The following is a 15911-nucleotide window of genomic DNA, read 5'->3' on the forward strand; positions in this document are numbered from 1 at the left end:
AGAACAGAGATGGAAACACTTGCTGCGATAACTCGCTGGCTAACGAAACAGCACGTTGTGACCTGGTGTGTACACCATGAAGGCGAACTGTGGTGCGCCAATGCCTTTTACCTGTTTGATGCCGGGAAGATGGCATTTTATGTGCTGACGGAAGAGAAAACCCGCCATGCAAGGATGTCCGGACCGCGAGCGCCCGTTGCCGGGACGGTGAATGGTCAGCCAAAAACCGTTGCTCTGATCCGCGGTGTACAATTTAAAGGGGAAATCCGGCGCCTGGAGGGGGAAGAAAGTGTTGCCGCCCGCAGGTTGTATGACCGTCGTTTTCCCGTTGCCAGAGTGCTGCCTGCGCCCGTATGGGAAATCCGTCTGGATGAAATCAAGTTCACAGACAATACGCTGGGATTTGGCAAAAAAATGCACTGGTTACGTGAGCAAACCGGTGTTCTATAGTTAGAGGGCACACTGATGCCAGAAACCAGGAGACGCGATGAGCCAGGTGTTAATCACGGGAGCGACAGGGCTGGTGGGCGGCCATCTACTGCGAATGTTGCTGAACGAACCGAAGATTCATGCAATCGCCGCGCCTACCCGTCGTCCTCTCCCGGATACGGTGGGTATCTATAACCCGCACGATCCACAACTCACCGATGCGCTGGCGCAGGTCACCGATCCGATTGATATTGTCTTTTGCTGTTTGGGAACAACCCGGCGTGAGGCGGGAAGTAAAGAAGCGTTTATCCATGCGGACTATACGCTGGTAGTGGACACCGCTCTGACAGGAAAACGTCTGGGGGCGCAGCATATGCTGGTGGTTAGTGCGATAGGGGCAAATGCCCATTCGCCTTTTTTCTACAATCGGGTAAAAGGCGAGATGGAAGAGGCGCTGATGGCGCAAAACTGGCCAAGATTGACCATTGTGCGTCCTTCCATGCTGCTCGGCGAGAGATCGAAGCAACGAATGAATGAAACGATCTTTGCACCGTTATTTCGGCTCTTGCCAGGAAACTGGAAATCGATTGAGGCGCGTGATGTGGCAAGCGTGATGCTGGCACAAGCTCTGTCACCGGACCATGAAGGTGTGACCATTTTGAACTCTTCACAGCTTCGCGAAAGAGCGGCGTGAAGGTGTCGTGAACATACCCGGTGACGTGTCACCGGGCAGTGGATGACGCTTACTTAATAAAAGTAAAGGCGGTCGTGACGCGTTTCACACCGCTGACGCGACTGGCCATATCCGCCGCCGCTTTCGCTTCACGGTCAGTCACCAGACCCATCAGGAAGACTTCTCCATTTTCAGTGGTCACTTTCACGTTTGACGATTTTACCTGGTCGCTGGTGAGCAACTGGGAGCGTACTTTCGTCGTAATCCAGGTGTCGTTTGAAGCCTCGCTCAAACTGATTGGCTGGCCCTGACGGACCTCGTTAAACACCTCAGTCGTTCCTTCCACGCCCATGGCAATTTGTTTTGCTCTTGAGGACAACTCAGTATTTGGCGTCTGGCCAACGAGCAGAACTTTACCCTGATACGCTGTTACGTTGATGCGTGCTTCTTTCTTGATTTGTGCGTCTTTAGACAGCGCACTGCTCACGCGTAACTCCAGGGTACTGTCGTCGACCTGGGTCCCTACGCTACGCGGGTCAGTTACGGCTTTTGTTCCAACGGCTGCAGTACCGACAACGGCAGCAGCGACGCAACCTTGCAACAGCAACGCAGAAATAAGGACTGCGAGCGGCGAAAGTGCCTTCATGTGTACTCCTTAATCATCCTGGTGAGGGAAAAGCGTGTTATCGATCAGATCGCACAAGCAGTTTACCGTCAGCATATGCATTTCCTGAATGCGCGCGCTATGGTGTGAAGGGATACGAATCTCAACATCCTGTGGCCCCAACAATCCGGCCAGTTCGCCTCCGTCATAACCGGTTAGCGCCACAATGGTCATGTCACGTGTGACGGCGGCTTCTACGGCTTTTACAATATCGCGGCTATTGCCGCGCGTTGAAATTGCCAACAGGACATCTCCCGCGTGTCCCAGCGCGCGGACCTGTTTGGCATAGATTTCATCATGCAGACGATCGTTAGCAATCGCCGTTAAGACCACATTATCGGTATTAAGTGCAATGGCAGGTAAACTGGGCCGTTCTGTTTCAAAACGGTTGATCATGCTGGCAGCAAAATGCTGTGCGTTAGCAGCGGAAGTACCATTACCACAACAGAGAATTTTGTTGCCATTGAGCAGGGAGTGAACCAGCGTCATGGCGGCGCGGGAGATAGCATCCGGGAGTGCTTCTGCCGCAGCAATTTGAGTTTGAATGCTTTCTGTAAAGCAAACTTTGATTCTTTCTAGCACGCTAATCCTTAAATCTTCAATTACGAGCGATCGTTAAACGCATTCTGAATCCACTCAACATCATTTCCGGTGAAGGCTAACACATCGAACCGGCAATCCACAGTATCAAAACTTCCGTTATGACGCGCGAGCCACAAACGGGCGGTCTGTAATAATTTGTGTTGTTTGCTCCGGGTCACACTGGCCGCCGCTCCCCCAAATAAGGCGGAGCGGCGGTAACGGACTTCGACAAAAACGGTGGTATTGCCTTCACGCATGATCAGATCTATTTCGCCACCGCGTTCGTGCACGTTGGCGGCAATAAAACGCAGTCCTTTGCATTCCAGCCATTGACGCGCAGCGGCTTCCCACGCGTCCCCAGTCTGTTTATGCGTTAACTGGCGGGAACAACCTGTCCTTGCTGGTATTTGAGCCATGATAACTTCCTGTTAATCACACAATCCGGCGTGGCAGTGAGTGCGCCGGTATTCCCGTTAAGCTCAAAACCTTGCATCTGGCGCATCTGCGAGAAATTGTTCGCCAGAGACCAGGCGTCAACGCCCATGGCATACATACGGGCGAGAGAGTAATCATTACCCACAGCGCTGAGCGCCTGCTGCATCAGTGGGGCATTATTGCCCGCCAGCATTGGAATTTCGCTGTATTGCAAACCTTCCATTTCCAGACGGAAGTCTGGGCCTGCGGTCCCTTGTGCGCTGCGTGAGCTGGCGTACAGTGTCGCACCGCTCTGGCTACCGTTACGCATAGCGATCATCGGCTTAATAAAGGCGATTTCTTCTGGCGTTGCCAGAATATAGACCGCATCCACGTGACCAGCGCTGCCTGTGATTTGCGCGTCAGTCGGCGGGGCTGGAATCGTCAGATCGCCAATCGTGACGCCTGGTTGTGACGTGGTGCTGGTGGTGACAGGGCTTCCACTCAGAGCAATGCCGGCACCGCCGTTGACGCCCATTCGCAGCTCAGCGGTTGAGCCAAACTTCTGCTGCAACACGGTACTGCCGCCCAATTTCTGCCATTCCTTTGCAAAAGCGTTTGTCACACGATCGCCCAGCCCGCTACGCGGAACCAGCAACAGGGGGGCTTGTTTCCCCTGCTCACGGATATGGCGTGCCGCATCACGTGCTTCATCTTCCGGAGAAAGGGCAAAGTAACAAATATTGGCGTGATTCTGTACCGCTTCCGGCTGATTCAGCGCCAGCACGTTCAGCGGGGTGTTGCTCTTCATCAGCTCTTCTACGTTATTTTTCAACAGCGGACCGACAACAATGCTGGCGCCATCTTGCTGAACCTGAGCCAGGATTTGGCTCAGCGGCTGGGAACTGGTGTCATAGACTTTCAGTTCCGCAGAAGGGTTCGCTGGGGCACTTGCCGTTACCGGTTGCGCCGGTGCGGCTTGCACTGCGCTAGCTGGCGCATCGGGTTGCGTTTGTTGATCGTTCGTCAGGTCGCTGACGGAAGCCTGAGAAGGGCTGGCGACATCGTCACTTGCTTGCGGTTGACTCTCCGCTATGACAGGTTCCGCCGCAGACGCAGGTGTTGTTGTCGGTTGCGCGGCGACGGGTTGAGTCCCCATATTTTTTGCCGCTTCAAAACCCTTCTGGATTGTGCGACCAAAGACCGCCGCCTGGCCGTTCAACGGCAACAGAAGGGCTATTTTACTGGTGGAGGCGGGTTTGAAGCTCTGGACGTTAGTCAACTGCGTGGGCAACAGTGTCGCACCCGGGTTTTGCGGGTAGCGTTTTTGCCAGTCAGCAATGCCTGCCTTCATCATGTCCGGGTCGTTACGGTTATCAAACCAGACACGCTGCAGATCCAGCCATCCTTGCAGGACATTTTCATCCGCATTAATGACCAGCGCCTGAGCCTGTTCCTGCGTCATGGACGAAAGCGCCTGCCAGGTCGCATCAATATTCTTCTGCTTGTCTTTAACGGCCAGCAACGGCTCCTGCGCGATTAACGCACGCAGTAAGGAGAGGGAAGGATGTCCCTCGCTGGCATCAATTTGCGCCTGCCAGTAACGCGCCTGTTGGTTTTGATCGAAATCAGCAGGCGTCAGCTTATCCAGCAACTCCTGCGCGCCAGCCACATCTTTTTGCGCCAGTTTGATTTCCACTGCCAGCAGAGACTGCTCGCGGCGTTGGGTATCGTTCAGATTTTGCGGCAACTGGTTAAACAATTCGACCGCCTGCTGACTTTTACCTTCCTTCAGCAGTGCACGAATGGCGAGTAATTGCCAGTTGGTCTTGCTATCATCTGAACTTTGCTGCATCTGTTGCAGATAAAAGCCGGAATCAGCCTGTGCAGCGCCCTGCATATGGGCTGCACTCTGATCGGGCGCCTGGGTGCCACAACCGGCGAACATCAATGCTGCCAGGACGACGGGCAGACAGCGCGCGGCTTTCAAACGAGAAAATGTTGAGGGTACCATACTGTATCCAGTGATATTTTTTACGCAATGCTCAATATTAAATCGGCAATACGGACGACACAATGAAACAACACGAATCGGCGGATAATTCTCAAGGCCAGCTCTATATTGTACCTACTCCTATCGGGAATTTGGCTGATATTACCCAACGAGCACTCGAAGTTTTACAAGCCGTTGATTTAATTGCTGCTGAAGATACTCGCCACACAGGATTATTGTTACAACACTTTGCGATTAACGCTCGCCTGTTTGCGCTGCATGACCATAACGAGCAGCAAAAGGCCGAAACGCTGGTGGCGAAACTCAAAGAAGGGCAGAACATTGCACTGGTTTCCGATGCGGGAACGCCGTTAATCAATGATCCTGGCTATCACCTGGTGCGAACCTGCCGTGAAGCGGGGATTCGCGTGGTGCCATTGCCAGGACCGTGCGCCGCGATTGCGGCCTTAAGTGCTGCCGGACTGCCGTCGGACCGTTTTTGCTACGAAGGATTCCTGCCTGCAAAATCCAAAGGGCGGCGCGATGCGATGAAGGCTATCGAAGCAGAACCGCGTACGCTGATTTTCTATGAATCCACCCACCGTTTATTGGACAGTCTGGAAGATATGGTCGCTGTGTGGGGGGAGTCCCGCTATGTAGTACTGGCCCGTGAACTGACTAAAACCTGGGAAACGATTCATGGCGCGCCGGTGGGTGAACTGCTGGCGTGGGTGAAAGAGGACGAAAACCGTCGCAAAGGTGAGATGGTACTGATTGTCGAAGGGCATAAAGCGCAGGACGATGATCTTCCCGCCGATGCGCTACGCACGCTGGCATTATTACAGGCGGAACTTCCGCTGAAAAAGGCCGCCGCGTTGGCCGCCGAAATCCACGGCGTGAAAAAGAATGCGCTGTATAAGTATGCGCTGGAGCAGCAGGGTGAATAAAAGTCCTGGATGTTAATATCCTTGGTACTGACTGGGCAGGCATCGCACTGCCCGGCAGATTTACGTTATTCATATCTTGCGCTAGCACGGTCAGGCACTATTTAATATCACCAGTCATATCGGTAGTCGTGCCTAAAACGACAGTTTTTAGACGATATCATGTGCTTTATTTTTATTTAATATACTAACCAGTCGAGTTAGTTTCTCTGGATCAATATTTTCATCCCAGTGGCCATTTACTCTAACCGCTGAACCCACATGAAATGCTTTAACTGCAGAGTTTTGGTGTAAGAAATCTAATGTTTCTTCATTTATACCGCCTCCGAGAACTGTTGTGATACCCAGTTTCTCAGTGCTGTTTATCAGTGAGTTAAGTTTATCAAGTTCACCATGAAAATCCTTGAGTTTATAATTGGTCAATACGCGTCTAATTATAGGGTGTGAACTAAGTATTTCTATTGATGTTAATATTTCAGGTGTCTGTTCAATTGCGCGATGAAAAACGAAGTTACAAGGAGAGCTTGCTTTTAATAATTCTTCGAGTTTTTGTTGCGCAATATCACCACTTTTATCTAATACACCGGAAACGATGGACTCAACACCCAACATCGAAAATTGATAAATATCCCTGGCCATGGTTTGGATGTCATCATCGTCATAGAAAAAATGATGAGGATGTGGTCGTATCATTATGGCTAACGGCAAATTAACAGCCTGGCTGATTTCACGAACTACTTCCAGGTCTGGTGTTAATCCCCCATGCTCTGGATGGGATACAATTTCAAGACGGTCTGCACCACATTTTTGTGCAATTAAAGCATCATTCAGCGATGTAGCAATCACTTCTAACATACAAGATCCTGGTAATGAGTCTGATTAGATGTGGATGATGTTTATGTCGGGAATATTTCATCTGTGATGAAATATTCCCGAAGAAAATCAGATGTATTTTATAAGTAAGGAATACGGTTTCGATACTGAAGATAATGCTGCTCGTTGTGTGCATCTCCATTATCAAGATTGCCGCTCATCCAGACGGGAGGAGTGAATCCTCTGTTCACGCAGATATTAATTGTCGTTGCGACGATAGATTCAATGATGGCAATTGAAAGGATGGAAGAGGTTCCTGCTACTTTGGTACTCATTCCTTCGATATCAATGACTGCATCACCTAGATCGCAATGGTTATCAATGATAACATCAGCAAAATCTTTGACGAATTTTCCTGATGGATGGCGTGAGGATACTCCAGCCATAAATGCACCTGATGCAATTGTAATAATACTTACACCAGCAGCTTTGGCTGACTCAGCCAGGTCCACAGGCATAGGGTTTCTACCGGAATGAGAAACTATAATTAAAGTATCTTTTGACGTCATGCCGGACTTTTTAAAAATTACTTTTCCTATATCAGGTACTCTTTCGTATTCAGATGTTTTTGTCCCTGTGTACATCGCAACAGATGCTTCCAACATTGGATGTACCGGGACCAGCCCTCCGGCCCGGTAAAACATTTCCAGGCTAAACATTTGAGAGTGACCTGTGCCAAAAATATAGATTAACCCATCTTTCTCTAATGTATCGCTGATCACGTTGGCTGCATCTTCAATATTTTTGCTTTCACTCTCTTCTATTTTACTTAACTGTTGGTTAACGATGTTTAAATATTCTTTGGTTTTATTGAGATTCATTTGTGTTTTCCTTAAAAATTATTTTACAATTCCTAATGCCCCGAGAGTGGTGAATATCAGGAAAAGGAAACCTATTATTTTTACTGGGCTTAATTTCCAGACCTTTAATAAATAATAGACAAATGCCACGGTGAGAACAGGGAATAGTTTTGGCAATAGTGTATCAAGTACAACCTGTAGTTCGAACTTATAATCACCGAACTGCCATGTCAATGGTGTCGATAAGTTAATTATTGAGCCTATTAGAGAACCAACCACGATTAACCCAAGAATCCCCGCGCCAAATGTGAAACGCTCCAGGACGCCGGATGATTGGGTGGCAAGACTACTCCCCTGAGAATATCCAAGATTAAGGAGTCGCCATTTTAAAAATAAATTAAATACAATAAATAATATCTGCGTTATTGCCAGCGCAATATAAGCCCCATGAATATTTTTTGCTAACGCCATTGATGCTGGTATAGAAAAGAGAAGTGGGCCAAGAATAGCAAACATCATCGTGTCGCCAACACCCGCTAATGGCCCCATCATTCCTGTTTTCACCCCGCGAATAAGGTCGGGGTCTGCTCTCTTTTCTTCCAGTGCTGTGACGATACCCAAAATAGGAGGGGTGCCATAGTTAGGACATGTATTGAAAAAATCCATGTGTCTGACCAGGCTTTCGTTTAGCTTTTCAGGCTCATTTTTATAGATTTTCTTTAGAATGGGAGACATGCATATTGCAAACCCAAGCCCCTGCATTCGCTCGTAAGACCACGATGCTTGCACCGTAAAATTACGGAGATAGACCTTAAATAGATCCTTTTTAGTAATGCAGGTTTCCTGGTCAGAATCCTTTTCTTCATTGCTCATTAATGATTTGTCATCATTTGAAATGTAATCTGTCTCTGATATGCTCATATTAAAATTCTCCCCCAATTTGTTCTTCACTTTCTTTACTATTGGTATTTTCCCTCATGTATAGCTGAGTGTATACAATAGCAACTATTGCAGCTAAGATACCCACTGCAATCATAGGTAGTTTTAAATAAGCAACTAGAACGAACCCTAAAACTGCAAAGTAGGCTTTTTTGTTGAATGGTAGATAATTTAATAATATTGCAATACCCAGTGCTGGCATGGCGTGACCAACAGCAGTTAAACCGTTCATAAGCCACTGAGGAACATGTTCGATAAATTGTCTTGCCACTGCGTCACCAAAATACCCACCGATAAAGACAGGAATAGCTCTCGATAATCCCCATGGGACAGAACCAAAGAGATGCCATCGCCACATGCCAGCTATATTTCCAGATGCTGCATGCTTGTCTCCTTTATGGGCACATATCGCTGTTGACATCCTTGCCATAACATCAAGATAAGCACCTAATAAAGCGATAGGAATACCAATAGTTGTTCCCAGGGATATGTCGTTTGTAAGGTACCCAAACACAACGCCAAGAATCGAACCTGTAGTATAATCGGGTACTACAGCGCCACCATAAGAATGCACGCCCAATGAAACCATCTCAAGGGTGGCTCCAATGACGATACCTGTAGTAAGATCGCCGAGGATAATACCAGCACCGACGCCTGCAATTAATGGACGTTGCCACAATCCAAGATAAGTAAAAAGTAACTCATTAATACAGAGAAATGCCCATAGCGAGAGCAATATAACTTGCCATAGCTGTAAACTTTCCATTTATTCATTCCTCTAATTATTCATAATAAGCCGTTTTTTTGTAGCAGCAGTTTCATATCCTGCTTGCTGTCATTTGGCAGAACTTGAAAATAACAGTTAACATCTTTACTGATAATTGATTTTAATGCAGATAGTTCATTGTCTGACACAAATAACCGATCATTTAATTTTTGCGAATTTGTCTTATGTACCATATTACCAATGTTTAATTCGCGATACATAAAATCATCATCGAAAAACTTACTCGCATCAATAACATTCTGAACTAACAAAAAAACATTTTCATTTTCCTGAAGTCCTCTTTTTATGTAAGATTTCACTCTGTCAATTTCAACCATTGACAGGCGTACTTGTTTTGGTGCCGCCAGTTTTAGAACCGCTTGCTGAGTTACATCTTTTGCTACTGTATCATTTGCAACGATAATATGATTAGGGTTGGTCATTTTTGACCAGGCTAAAGCAACCTGGCCATGGATAAGACGTGAGTCCACCCGAAAATGGATTATTGGCATAATTTTACCTTTTTGGTGTAGCGTTGCTTATATGGTTATTATTAATAATGCAGTAATACACTAAAAATCTGTGTTATTTGTATCAGTGCTCAATTCGTGCCACAGGCTCGTTATTCCATCTTTACCACAAATAACAGCAGCATTGCGAAACTCAGCAGCTGTTAATTCTTCCCTTTCAAGCAGCATTTCTGCGGCGATCTGCATATTTGTTCCAGAAATGACTTCATAGTTATTTTTAGTTAGTGCAATTTGTGATGCTTGACGGAATGGTGAACCTCCAAGCAAATCACAAAGTAAGACGATACCATCACCATTGTCACAGGCATTACAGGCATCTTCCAGTTGGCTGGCCAACTCCTCGGTAGATATTCCTTCCGGAAAGTCAATGGCTTTACATTGTGTCTGTGAACCAATAACTTGCTCAACTGCACATAATAATCCTGTGGCAAACTTCCCATGTCCTGTTATAACAATGCCTAACATAGTGAAACCCCTTATTATTAATATAAAGTTTATTATTTTGTATTGCTAATGTATTGTTGTATTTTAAAGATTACCTCATCCATCTAATTCTATATTAGTAGGAAAGTATTTATATTGATCACTTTCTCATTATTCAATAATGTCAGGAATGTTTTCTTACTATATTGATACTGCATGTATATTAAATTGTAATTTTGCCAGAAGAGCCACAAACGTAAATTTTTTTGCGTACAACGTCTTTCATTGCGTCCATGCCGATACGCATATAATTACGAGGATCGTTTCCATCAGGATTATCGTTAAACCATTTTTTGAGTGCCCCGGAGAAAGCAATTTTCAGCTCTGTAGCAACGTTAACTTTACAAATCCCAGATTTGATAGCTCGTTGAATATACTCGTCAGGCACATCACTGGCTCCATGCAACACCAGGGGAATATCCACAACTTTACGGATCTCCGCCAGTCTCTCAAAATCAATATTCGGTCGGTGCGTATAGAGGCCATGGGCAGTGCCAATAGCGACAGCCAAACTGTCGATGCCAGTCAACTGAACAAAACGGCGAGCTTCCAGGGGATCTGTCATAAATGTACTCTCCGCATCTACATTTATGTCATCTTCTACCCCGCCCAAACGTCCGAGTTCTGCTTCCACGCTACAGTCGTGGCGATGACAGAAATCAACAACTGACCTTACGAGTTGCACATTTTCTTCAAAAGGCAAATGGCTTCCATCGATCATTGCGCTGCGTACGCCAGCATTCGTCTTGTTGCGAATATCATCCAGAGATTCATGATGATCCAGATGTAACGCAAGAGGCATTTGATAACGTTCTGAATAAGCCTCACACAGCGCGTAAATTTCCTCAAAAGCAATGTGTTTATATGTACCTGGAGTGCCGGCGAGAATGACCGGAGAATGCATTTCTTTACACACTTCAAGGATCGCCTGAATAGTTTCAGCGTTATGAATGTTAAATGCGGGGACGGCATATTCATTCAATTGTGCGTCTTGCAGCAAATATTTAGTCGATATAATGCCCATATTATGCTTCTGCCTTAATCCAGGGATGGATGATGACACCTTTTACGACTCGGTTTACCGTACCACTTGCAGATGGTGTATCAGGTGTAATTCCCGCTTTAAGTGATTCACTAAGCGCAAATATCTGTGCATAGATCAGAAAACAGAAAGCCTGTTCTATATCGAGGAAGTCACGGGATGGCGGCAATAAAATATGCGGACCGGCAATGACTTCAGGTTCCGGCGATGCAGAGATGGCAATTACACGTAGTGCCTGTTTGTCACGACGTAATTCGGTGAGTAAGTCGAGATCGTACAAACGTGTATAGGGATCACTGGAGATGAACATCACGACCAAAGTATTGTTGTCTACCAGTGACTTAGGTCCATGTCGGAAGCCCGTTGGCGAGTCGTAAAATGCCGCGAGTTTTCCTGCGGTTAATTCCAGTACTTTTAGGGCTGACTCGCGAGCAACGCCCTGCAAGCCACCACAGCCAAGGTATACGATACGTTTAAAGGACATATCCCCGAAAATAGTGTCGGTGAAATCGCTGTATGTTGTGAGAATTTTCTCGCAACGCTCTGCGACATCCTGAAAGGATGTGCTGTTGATGGCATCCGGAGAAAATACCGCCAGACAGCTAGCCATCATGGTTGTGATGCTGCTGGTCATAGCAAAGCCACGATCATGCGTTTCAGCAGGCATTAACAGTGCGTATGCTTTGTCGCTTGCAGTCGCGTTTAGGTATAACGCGCCCGCTTCATTGCAAGTGATCACCAGATGATGGCAATTTTTCACTTGTTGGCTGGCGAGGTTGACTGCTGCAACGCTCTCCGGACTGTTACCGGAACGCGCGAATGAGACCAGAAGCGTGGGCTGTTCTTCATACAGATAATCGGCCGGATTCGTCACCAGATCGGTTGTAGGAACAGAAACAAAGTTTTTACCTGTCTGGTACGAAAGCCAGGGACTGATAATATCGCCGATAAATGCGGAGGTTCCGGCTCCAGTCAGTATGATCTTCAGTCCTGGGTTGGAAAAAACCGACGACAGGAATTTATCAAGATCATCGCGCTGTCGAGCAATGTTTTTTAATGATTTCAGCCAACACTCAGGTTGCTGGCTAATCTCCCGGGCGGTCCAGGTTTGCGCTCCATTTATACACTCAGAAAAGTCGTCATTCATACCGTTGTCCTTATGCGTTTTCACATTAATCAGGTAAAAGATCTACAGAGTAACTGGCTGGCCATTCACCCAGATTTGTTGCAACTGCAACTGACTATTCAGCTCATTCATACTGGCGCGTTTGCCAACAGCCAGAGAACCCCGTTGATTTTCCAGACCCAGCATTTTTGCAGGGTGCAGCGAAGCCATATGAATCGCTTGTGCATCGGTGATTTGCGCAATTTTCACCATGTTGCGCACTGCAGCATCCAGCGACAGAGTACTGCCTGCCAACCCACCGGATGCCGTGCGCACGACACCGTTATGCATTTCGACATTGTGTCCGCAGATTTCATATTTACCGTCAGGCATGCCTGCCGCGCGCATGGCATCGGTAATCAGTAATATTCTGTCTGCCGCGGTATTGCAGCACAGTTGCATCATTGCCGGGTGGACATGGTGTCCGTCAGTAATCAGCTCCAGCCAGGGGCGTTTATCAAGTAGCCCCGCACCTACCATTCCTGGTTCTCTGTGGTGCAAACCCGTCATGCCATTGAAACAATGCACCAGGCCGTCAGCCCCTTCGTCAAAAGCATCGATTGTCTGTGCATAACTCGCTGCGCTGTGACCTAGCATGACCCGTATTCCTCGCGCTTTCAGGTATCGGATAGCGTCCTGTGCCCCGGGTTTTTCGGGAGCCAGTGCCACAATTCGTAGTGTTTGACGCGATATTGCGACTAACTCATCCAGTTCGCCCAGGTCAAGCTCGCGAAAAAGTTCTGCCGGATGTGCGCCTTTATTCTGAGGCGTGAAATACGGACCTTCGAGATAGCTGCCCAGAACTTCTGCTCCAGGCCCACCGGTTTCGCAGTGAAGCGCAATGCGTTGTAGAGACTGGTGGATAACATCGAGCGGCGCGGTTACGGTCGTAGGCAACCAGGCTCCAACACCTTCTCGCGCTTTATAAATCGACAACTTGTGCAGCGCATCCGGGTCGTCATCCATAACATCTATGCCGTTGCCACCATGAACATGAATATCAATGTACGAAGGGCAGAGTAATTCCGCATCGCGCTGACTGACTCCCATAGGAATAGGTTCAATGGCGGTGATGACGCCGTTATCGACTCTTAGCTGATAATCATCTTGCCAGCCCTCTTCAGTGAGCAGGCGCCTTGCACGAAGTAGCATAGCCATCTCTTTTTCCTTAACCTCTTTATGTGGCAGGAGACTCTTCCTGACAGGCTGTATGGTACTGTCGCAGGATGTCCTGGATATGGTCGATGATGAGGTCTCGTGGCGCAGCCTTGAGAACTCCCTCGCGGACCTTGACGTATTGCAGCGGTAAATATTGGCTAATGAGCGGCAGTGGAATCGGTTCGTCAGCCAGGTTACGCACCAGACGAGCAAATGCGTCATCAATGTGTTGATCCGGCCAGTAATAGCGGATGCGGTCTGAATAGCTGTAACCGCGAGCAAACCGACGCGCATTGCCATCGCCGTGGTAGTGGCTTTGCCAGTACTCAGGGCGGTCAATCATCACGCTCTCAAGAATCTGACGTAGTCCGGATCCTGCTTTTGCGGGGAGTAATTCTTCTTCAATGGCCGCCAGCGAGAAGAGCGCCTCGCGCAAGGCGAAGGTGAGAGCCGGTCCTACTTTCAGGATCGCGAAATGATCCTTCACCAACTGGCGCAGCGACTGAGGTGTTTGATAGTCCGTTGAATGCGCTTCAAAGATCAGCCTGTCATACGCTTCTACCATTGCGCTGAGTGCTTCTGCTTTTTGTGGCTGGTAGTCAATAACATGCGTGTGATCGAACTCGACGCCGGGTTGTACCACCAGCCCAATAATACGAGGCCAGATGGAATTTAACCCCTGCTTTTCAAATGCGTGACGATGGGCTTCCAGAGTTTTTCGTGCCGCATCTGGTGTTGTGACTTCAAGTTCAGTGAGGGTCTCATGAGCGCCGCCAGGAACGGGGACTTCGGTGCCGATGACATAAACCAGATCGGCTTCGCCAAAATGTTCGCAGCAGGTTTCTTCTGCGATCCTGGCGAGACGTGCGGCACGCTCCGCGACAATCTCATCAGTTAGCGGAACAGGATCGTTGGCGCATGACATGCTGCAATCCAGGTGGATCTTTTTGAATCCTGCAGCAACATAGCTTTTGATCAGCACATCTGCATTATTCATGGCCTGATCGGCGGGAAGATTTTGCCAGCGATTTGGACCGAGATGATCGCCTCCCAGAATGAGCTGCGACTGTGGAAAGCCAAGTGAGTCGGCAAGACTGCCAATAAAACCGCGAAAATCGGCGGGCGTCATACCGGTGTAGCCACCAAACTGATCAACCTGGTTCGACGTTGCCTCTACCAGCAATGGAGACTGGTGTTTATGGGCGTAGCGTAATGCGGCTTCAAGTACCAGTGGATGTGCGGAACAAACGGCATAAATCCCGTTTGTTTTTCCCCGTTTATGCTGTTCCACCCTTTCTGTCAGATGTTTCACTTCCCTCTCCCGGTCAGATATCTACGACATTAATCTTTCGTTTTGTTTTGTTTTGTTTTGTTTTGTTTTGTTTTATACTGCTTTATGGTGTTGTAAAAATAAAACGAAAGGTGCTGGTTTTTCGATCTGTTTCACAAAAGAAACATAATGAAAGGTTAAAGCGGTGCGTTGACGGGGGAATGACAGGCTTATGGGACTTGCATTCCACTAAAAGAAAGGCGTTAATAAGAAAAACGAAATGAAACGAAAGATTTACTAAAGGATTTTTTATGAATAATACCGATGCTTCTGCAGATAAGCGGGTAACGGGTACCAGCGAAAGGCGTGAGCAGATTATTCAGCGGTTGCGACAGCAGGGAAGTGTGCAGGTAAATGATCTTTCAGCACTATTCGGGGTTTCCACGGTCACCATCCGTAACGATCTGGCGTTTCTGGAAAAACAGGGAATTGCCGTTCGTGCTTATGGCGGCGCGTTGATTTGCGATAGCAATATGCCGGCCGCGGAACCTTCTGTTGAAGATAAAAGCTCTCTTAATACGGCGGTGAAACGCAGTATTGCCAGAGCAGCCGCTGAACTGATCAAACCCGGGCATCGCGTGATCCTTGACTCGGGTACCACGACCTGCGAAATAGCCCGCATGCTGCGTCAGCATACTGATGTGATTGCGATGACCAACGGTATGAACGTCGCCAATGCGTTACTCGAAGCGGAAGGGGTTGAACTGCTGATGACGGGCGGGCATCTGCGCCGCCAGTCGCAGTCGTTTTACGGCGATCAGGCGGAACAGTCACTGCAAAATTACCACTTTGATATCTTGTTCCTTGGCGTTGATGCCATTGATTTAGATCGCGGCGTCAGCACGCATAACGAAGATGAGGCCAGACTTAATCGCCGAATGTGTGAGGTGGCGGATCGGATTATCGTGGTCACTGACTCCAGTAAATTTAACCGCTCCAGCCTGCACAAAATTATTGATATGCAACGTATTGATATGATTATTGTGGATGAAGGCATTCCCGTTGAGTGTCTGGAAGCATTACGGAAAATGGGCATTGATGTGATTCTGGTTGAGAATTAATTCCCTCCCTCTCATTCGAGGAGAAGGGAAGGCCGGGTACGCAGCACCCGGCCTCAGTATCACTA

18 protein-coding genes are annotated in these 15911 nt (G+C 47.9%); 4 read left to right on the forward strand and 14 right to left on the reverse strand.

Annotation, left to right across the window (positions count from 1 at the left end; genetic code table 11):
* The first annotated feature begins 9 nt into the window (after nt 1-9).
* Both CJP72_RS02830 and CJP72_RS02835 read left to right on the forward strand, forming a co-directional pair.
* Nucleotides 10-450 (forward strand): YhbP family protein, encoded by a 441-nt coding sequence (locus CJP72_RS02830; RefSeq protein ID WP_162379384.1) that lies wholly within the window; start codon nt 10-12, stop codon nt 448-450.
* Nucleotides 451-487: 37 nt separating this feature from the next.
* On the forward strand, nt 488-1123 hold the full coding sequence (locus CJP72_RS02835) for an NAD(P)H-binding protein (RefSeq protein WP_162379385.1): 636 nt from the start codon (nt 488-490) through the stop codon (nt 1121-1123).
* A 49-nt stretch (nt 1124-1172) separates the two neighbouring features.
* Here CJP72_RS02835 and dolP read toward each other — a convergent pair whose 3' ends face one another.
* From dolP to CJP72_RS02855, 4 genes are read right to left on the reverse strand one after another with little or no spacing between them, the layout of a single operon-like run.
* Nucleotides 1173-1748 carry a division/outer membrane stress-associated lipid-binding lipoprotein gene (gene dolP / locus CJP72_RS02840; RefSeq protein ID WP_162379386.1) on the reverse strand — a complete coding sequence of 192 codons (576 nt, stop codon included), beginning with the start codon at nt 1746-1748 and terminating at the stop codon, nt 1173-1175.
* A gap of 9 nt (nt 1749-1757) precedes the next feature.
* Complete coding sequence (diaA, locus tag CJP72_RS02845; RefSeq protein WP_012908572.1) at nt 1758-2348, reverse strand: DnaA initiator-associating protein DiaA; 591 nt, start codon at nt 2346-2348, stop codon at nt 1758-1760.
* Between the two features lie 20 nt (nt 2349-2368).
* On the reverse strand, nt 2369-2764 hold the full coding sequence (locus CJP72_RS02850) for a YraN family protein (protein WP_162379387.1): 396 nt from the start codon (nt 2762-2764) through the stop codon (nt 2369-2371).
* Nucleotides 2722-4776: a penicillin-binding protein activator gene (locus tag CJP72_RS02855; protein ID WP_162379388.1), complete on the reverse strand. Its 2055-nt coding sequence runs from the start codon at nt 4774-4776 to the stop codon at nt 2722-2724. The genes CJP72_RS02850 and CJP72_RS02855 overlap by 43 nt, the downstream gene beginning before the upstream one ends.
* A gap of 62 nt (nt 4777-4838) precedes the next feature.
* Here CJP72_RS02855 and rsmI point away from each other — a divergent pair, with 62 nt between their 5' ends.
* Complete coding sequence (rsmI, locus tag CJP72_RS02860; RefSeq protein WP_162379389.1) at nt 4839-5702, forward strand: 16S rRNA (cytidine(1402)-2'-O)-methyltransferase; 864 nt, start codon at nt 4839-4841, stop codon at nt 5700-5702.
* 147 nt (nt 5703-5849) lie between these two features.
* On the opposite strand, the gene CJP72_RS02865 is transcribed toward rsmI, so the two are convergent.
* The 10 genes from CJP72_RS02865 to kbaZ form a co-directional block, all read right to left on the reverse strand.
* Nucleotides 5850-6554 carry a copper homeostasis protein CutC gene (locus CJP72_RS02865; RefSeq protein ID WP_162379390.1) on the reverse strand — a complete coding sequence of 235 codons (705 nt, stop codon included), beginning with the start codon at nt 6552-6554 and terminating at the stop codon, nt 5850-5852.
* A gap of 98 nt (nt 6555-6652) precedes the next feature.
* Nucleotides 6653-7393 carry a sugar isomerase domain-containing protein gene (locus tag CJP72_RS02870; RefSeq protein WP_162379391.1) on the reverse strand — a complete coding sequence of 247 codons (741 nt, stop codon included), beginning with the start codon at nt 7391-7393 and terminating at the stop codon, nt 6653-6655.
* 18 nt (nt 7394-7411) lie between these two features.
* Entirely contained in the window at nt 7412-8293 is an 882-nt protein-coding gene (locus CJP72_RS02875) for a PTS system mannose/fructose/sorbose family transporter subunit IID (protein ID WP_202882567.1), read from the reverse strand.
* A gap of 1 nt (nt 8294) precedes the next feature.
* A complete protein-coding gene (locus CJP72_RS02880; protein ID WP_162379392.1) occupies nt 8295-9077 on the reverse strand; it encodes a PTS mannose/fructose/sorbose/N-acetylgalactosamine transporter subunit IIC in 783 nt (260 codons plus the stop codon).
* A 20-nt stretch (nt 9078-9097) separates the two neighbouring features.
* Complete coding sequence (locus CJP72_RS02885) at nt 9098-9589, reverse strand: PTS system mannose/fructose/N-acetylgalactosamine-transporter subunit IIB (protein WP_162379393.1); 492 nt, start codon at nt 9587-9589, stop codon at nt 9098-9100.
* 60 nt (nt 9590-9649) lie between these two features.
* Complete coding sequence (gene agaF / locus CJP72_RS02890; RefSeq protein WP_162379394.1) at nt 9650-10072, reverse strand: PTS galactosamine/N-acetylgalactosamine transporter subunit IIA; 423 nt, start codon at nt 10070-10072, stop codon at nt 9650-9652.
* Between the two features lie 181 nt (nt 10073-10253).
* Complete coding sequence (kbaY, locus tag CJP72_RS02895) at nt 10254-11114, reverse strand: tagatose-bisphosphate aldolase subunit KbaY (RefSeq protein ID WP_162379395.1); 861 nt, start codon at nt 11112-11114, stop codon at nt 10254-10256.
* A 1-nt stretch (nt 11115) separates the two neighbouring features.
* Nucleotides 11116-12279 (reverse strand): SIS domain-containing protein, encoded by a 1164-nt coding sequence (locus CJP72_RS02900; RefSeq protein ID WP_162379396.1) that lies wholly within the window; start codon nt 12277-12279, stop codon nt 11116-11118.
* A 42-nt stretch (nt 12280-12321) separates the two neighbouring features.
* Nucleotides 12322-13455 carry an N-acetylglucosamine-6-phosphate deacetylase gene (gene nagA / locus CJP72_RS02905; RefSeq protein ID WP_162379397.1) on the reverse strand — a complete coding sequence of 378 codons (1134 nt, stop codon included), beginning with the start codon at nt 13453-13455 and terminating at the stop codon, nt 12322-12324.
* A 19-nt stretch (nt 13456-13474) separates the two neighbouring features.
* Nucleotides 13475-14767, reverse strand: a complete 1293-nt coding sequence (kbaZ, locus tag CJP72_RS02910; protein WP_162379398.1) for a tagatose-bisphosphate aldolase subunit KbaZ — start codon at nt 14765-14767, stop codon at nt 13475-13477.
* 269 nt (nt 14768-15036) lie between these two features.
* Here kbaZ and CJP72_RS02915 point away from each other — a divergent pair, with 269 nt between their 5' ends.
* Complete coding sequence (locus CJP72_RS02915; RefSeq protein WP_162379399.1) at nt 15037-15846, forward strand: DeoR family transcriptional regulator; 810 nt, start codon at nt 15037-15039, stop codon at nt 15844-15846.
* Nucleotides 15847-15911: the final 65 nt, after the last annotated feature.

This window comes from Citrobacter sp. NCU1 (assembly GCF_010231475.1).
Classification (GTDB): domain Bacteria; phylum Pseudomonadota; class Gammaproteobacteria; order Enterobacterales; family Enterobacteriaceae; genus Citrobacter_D.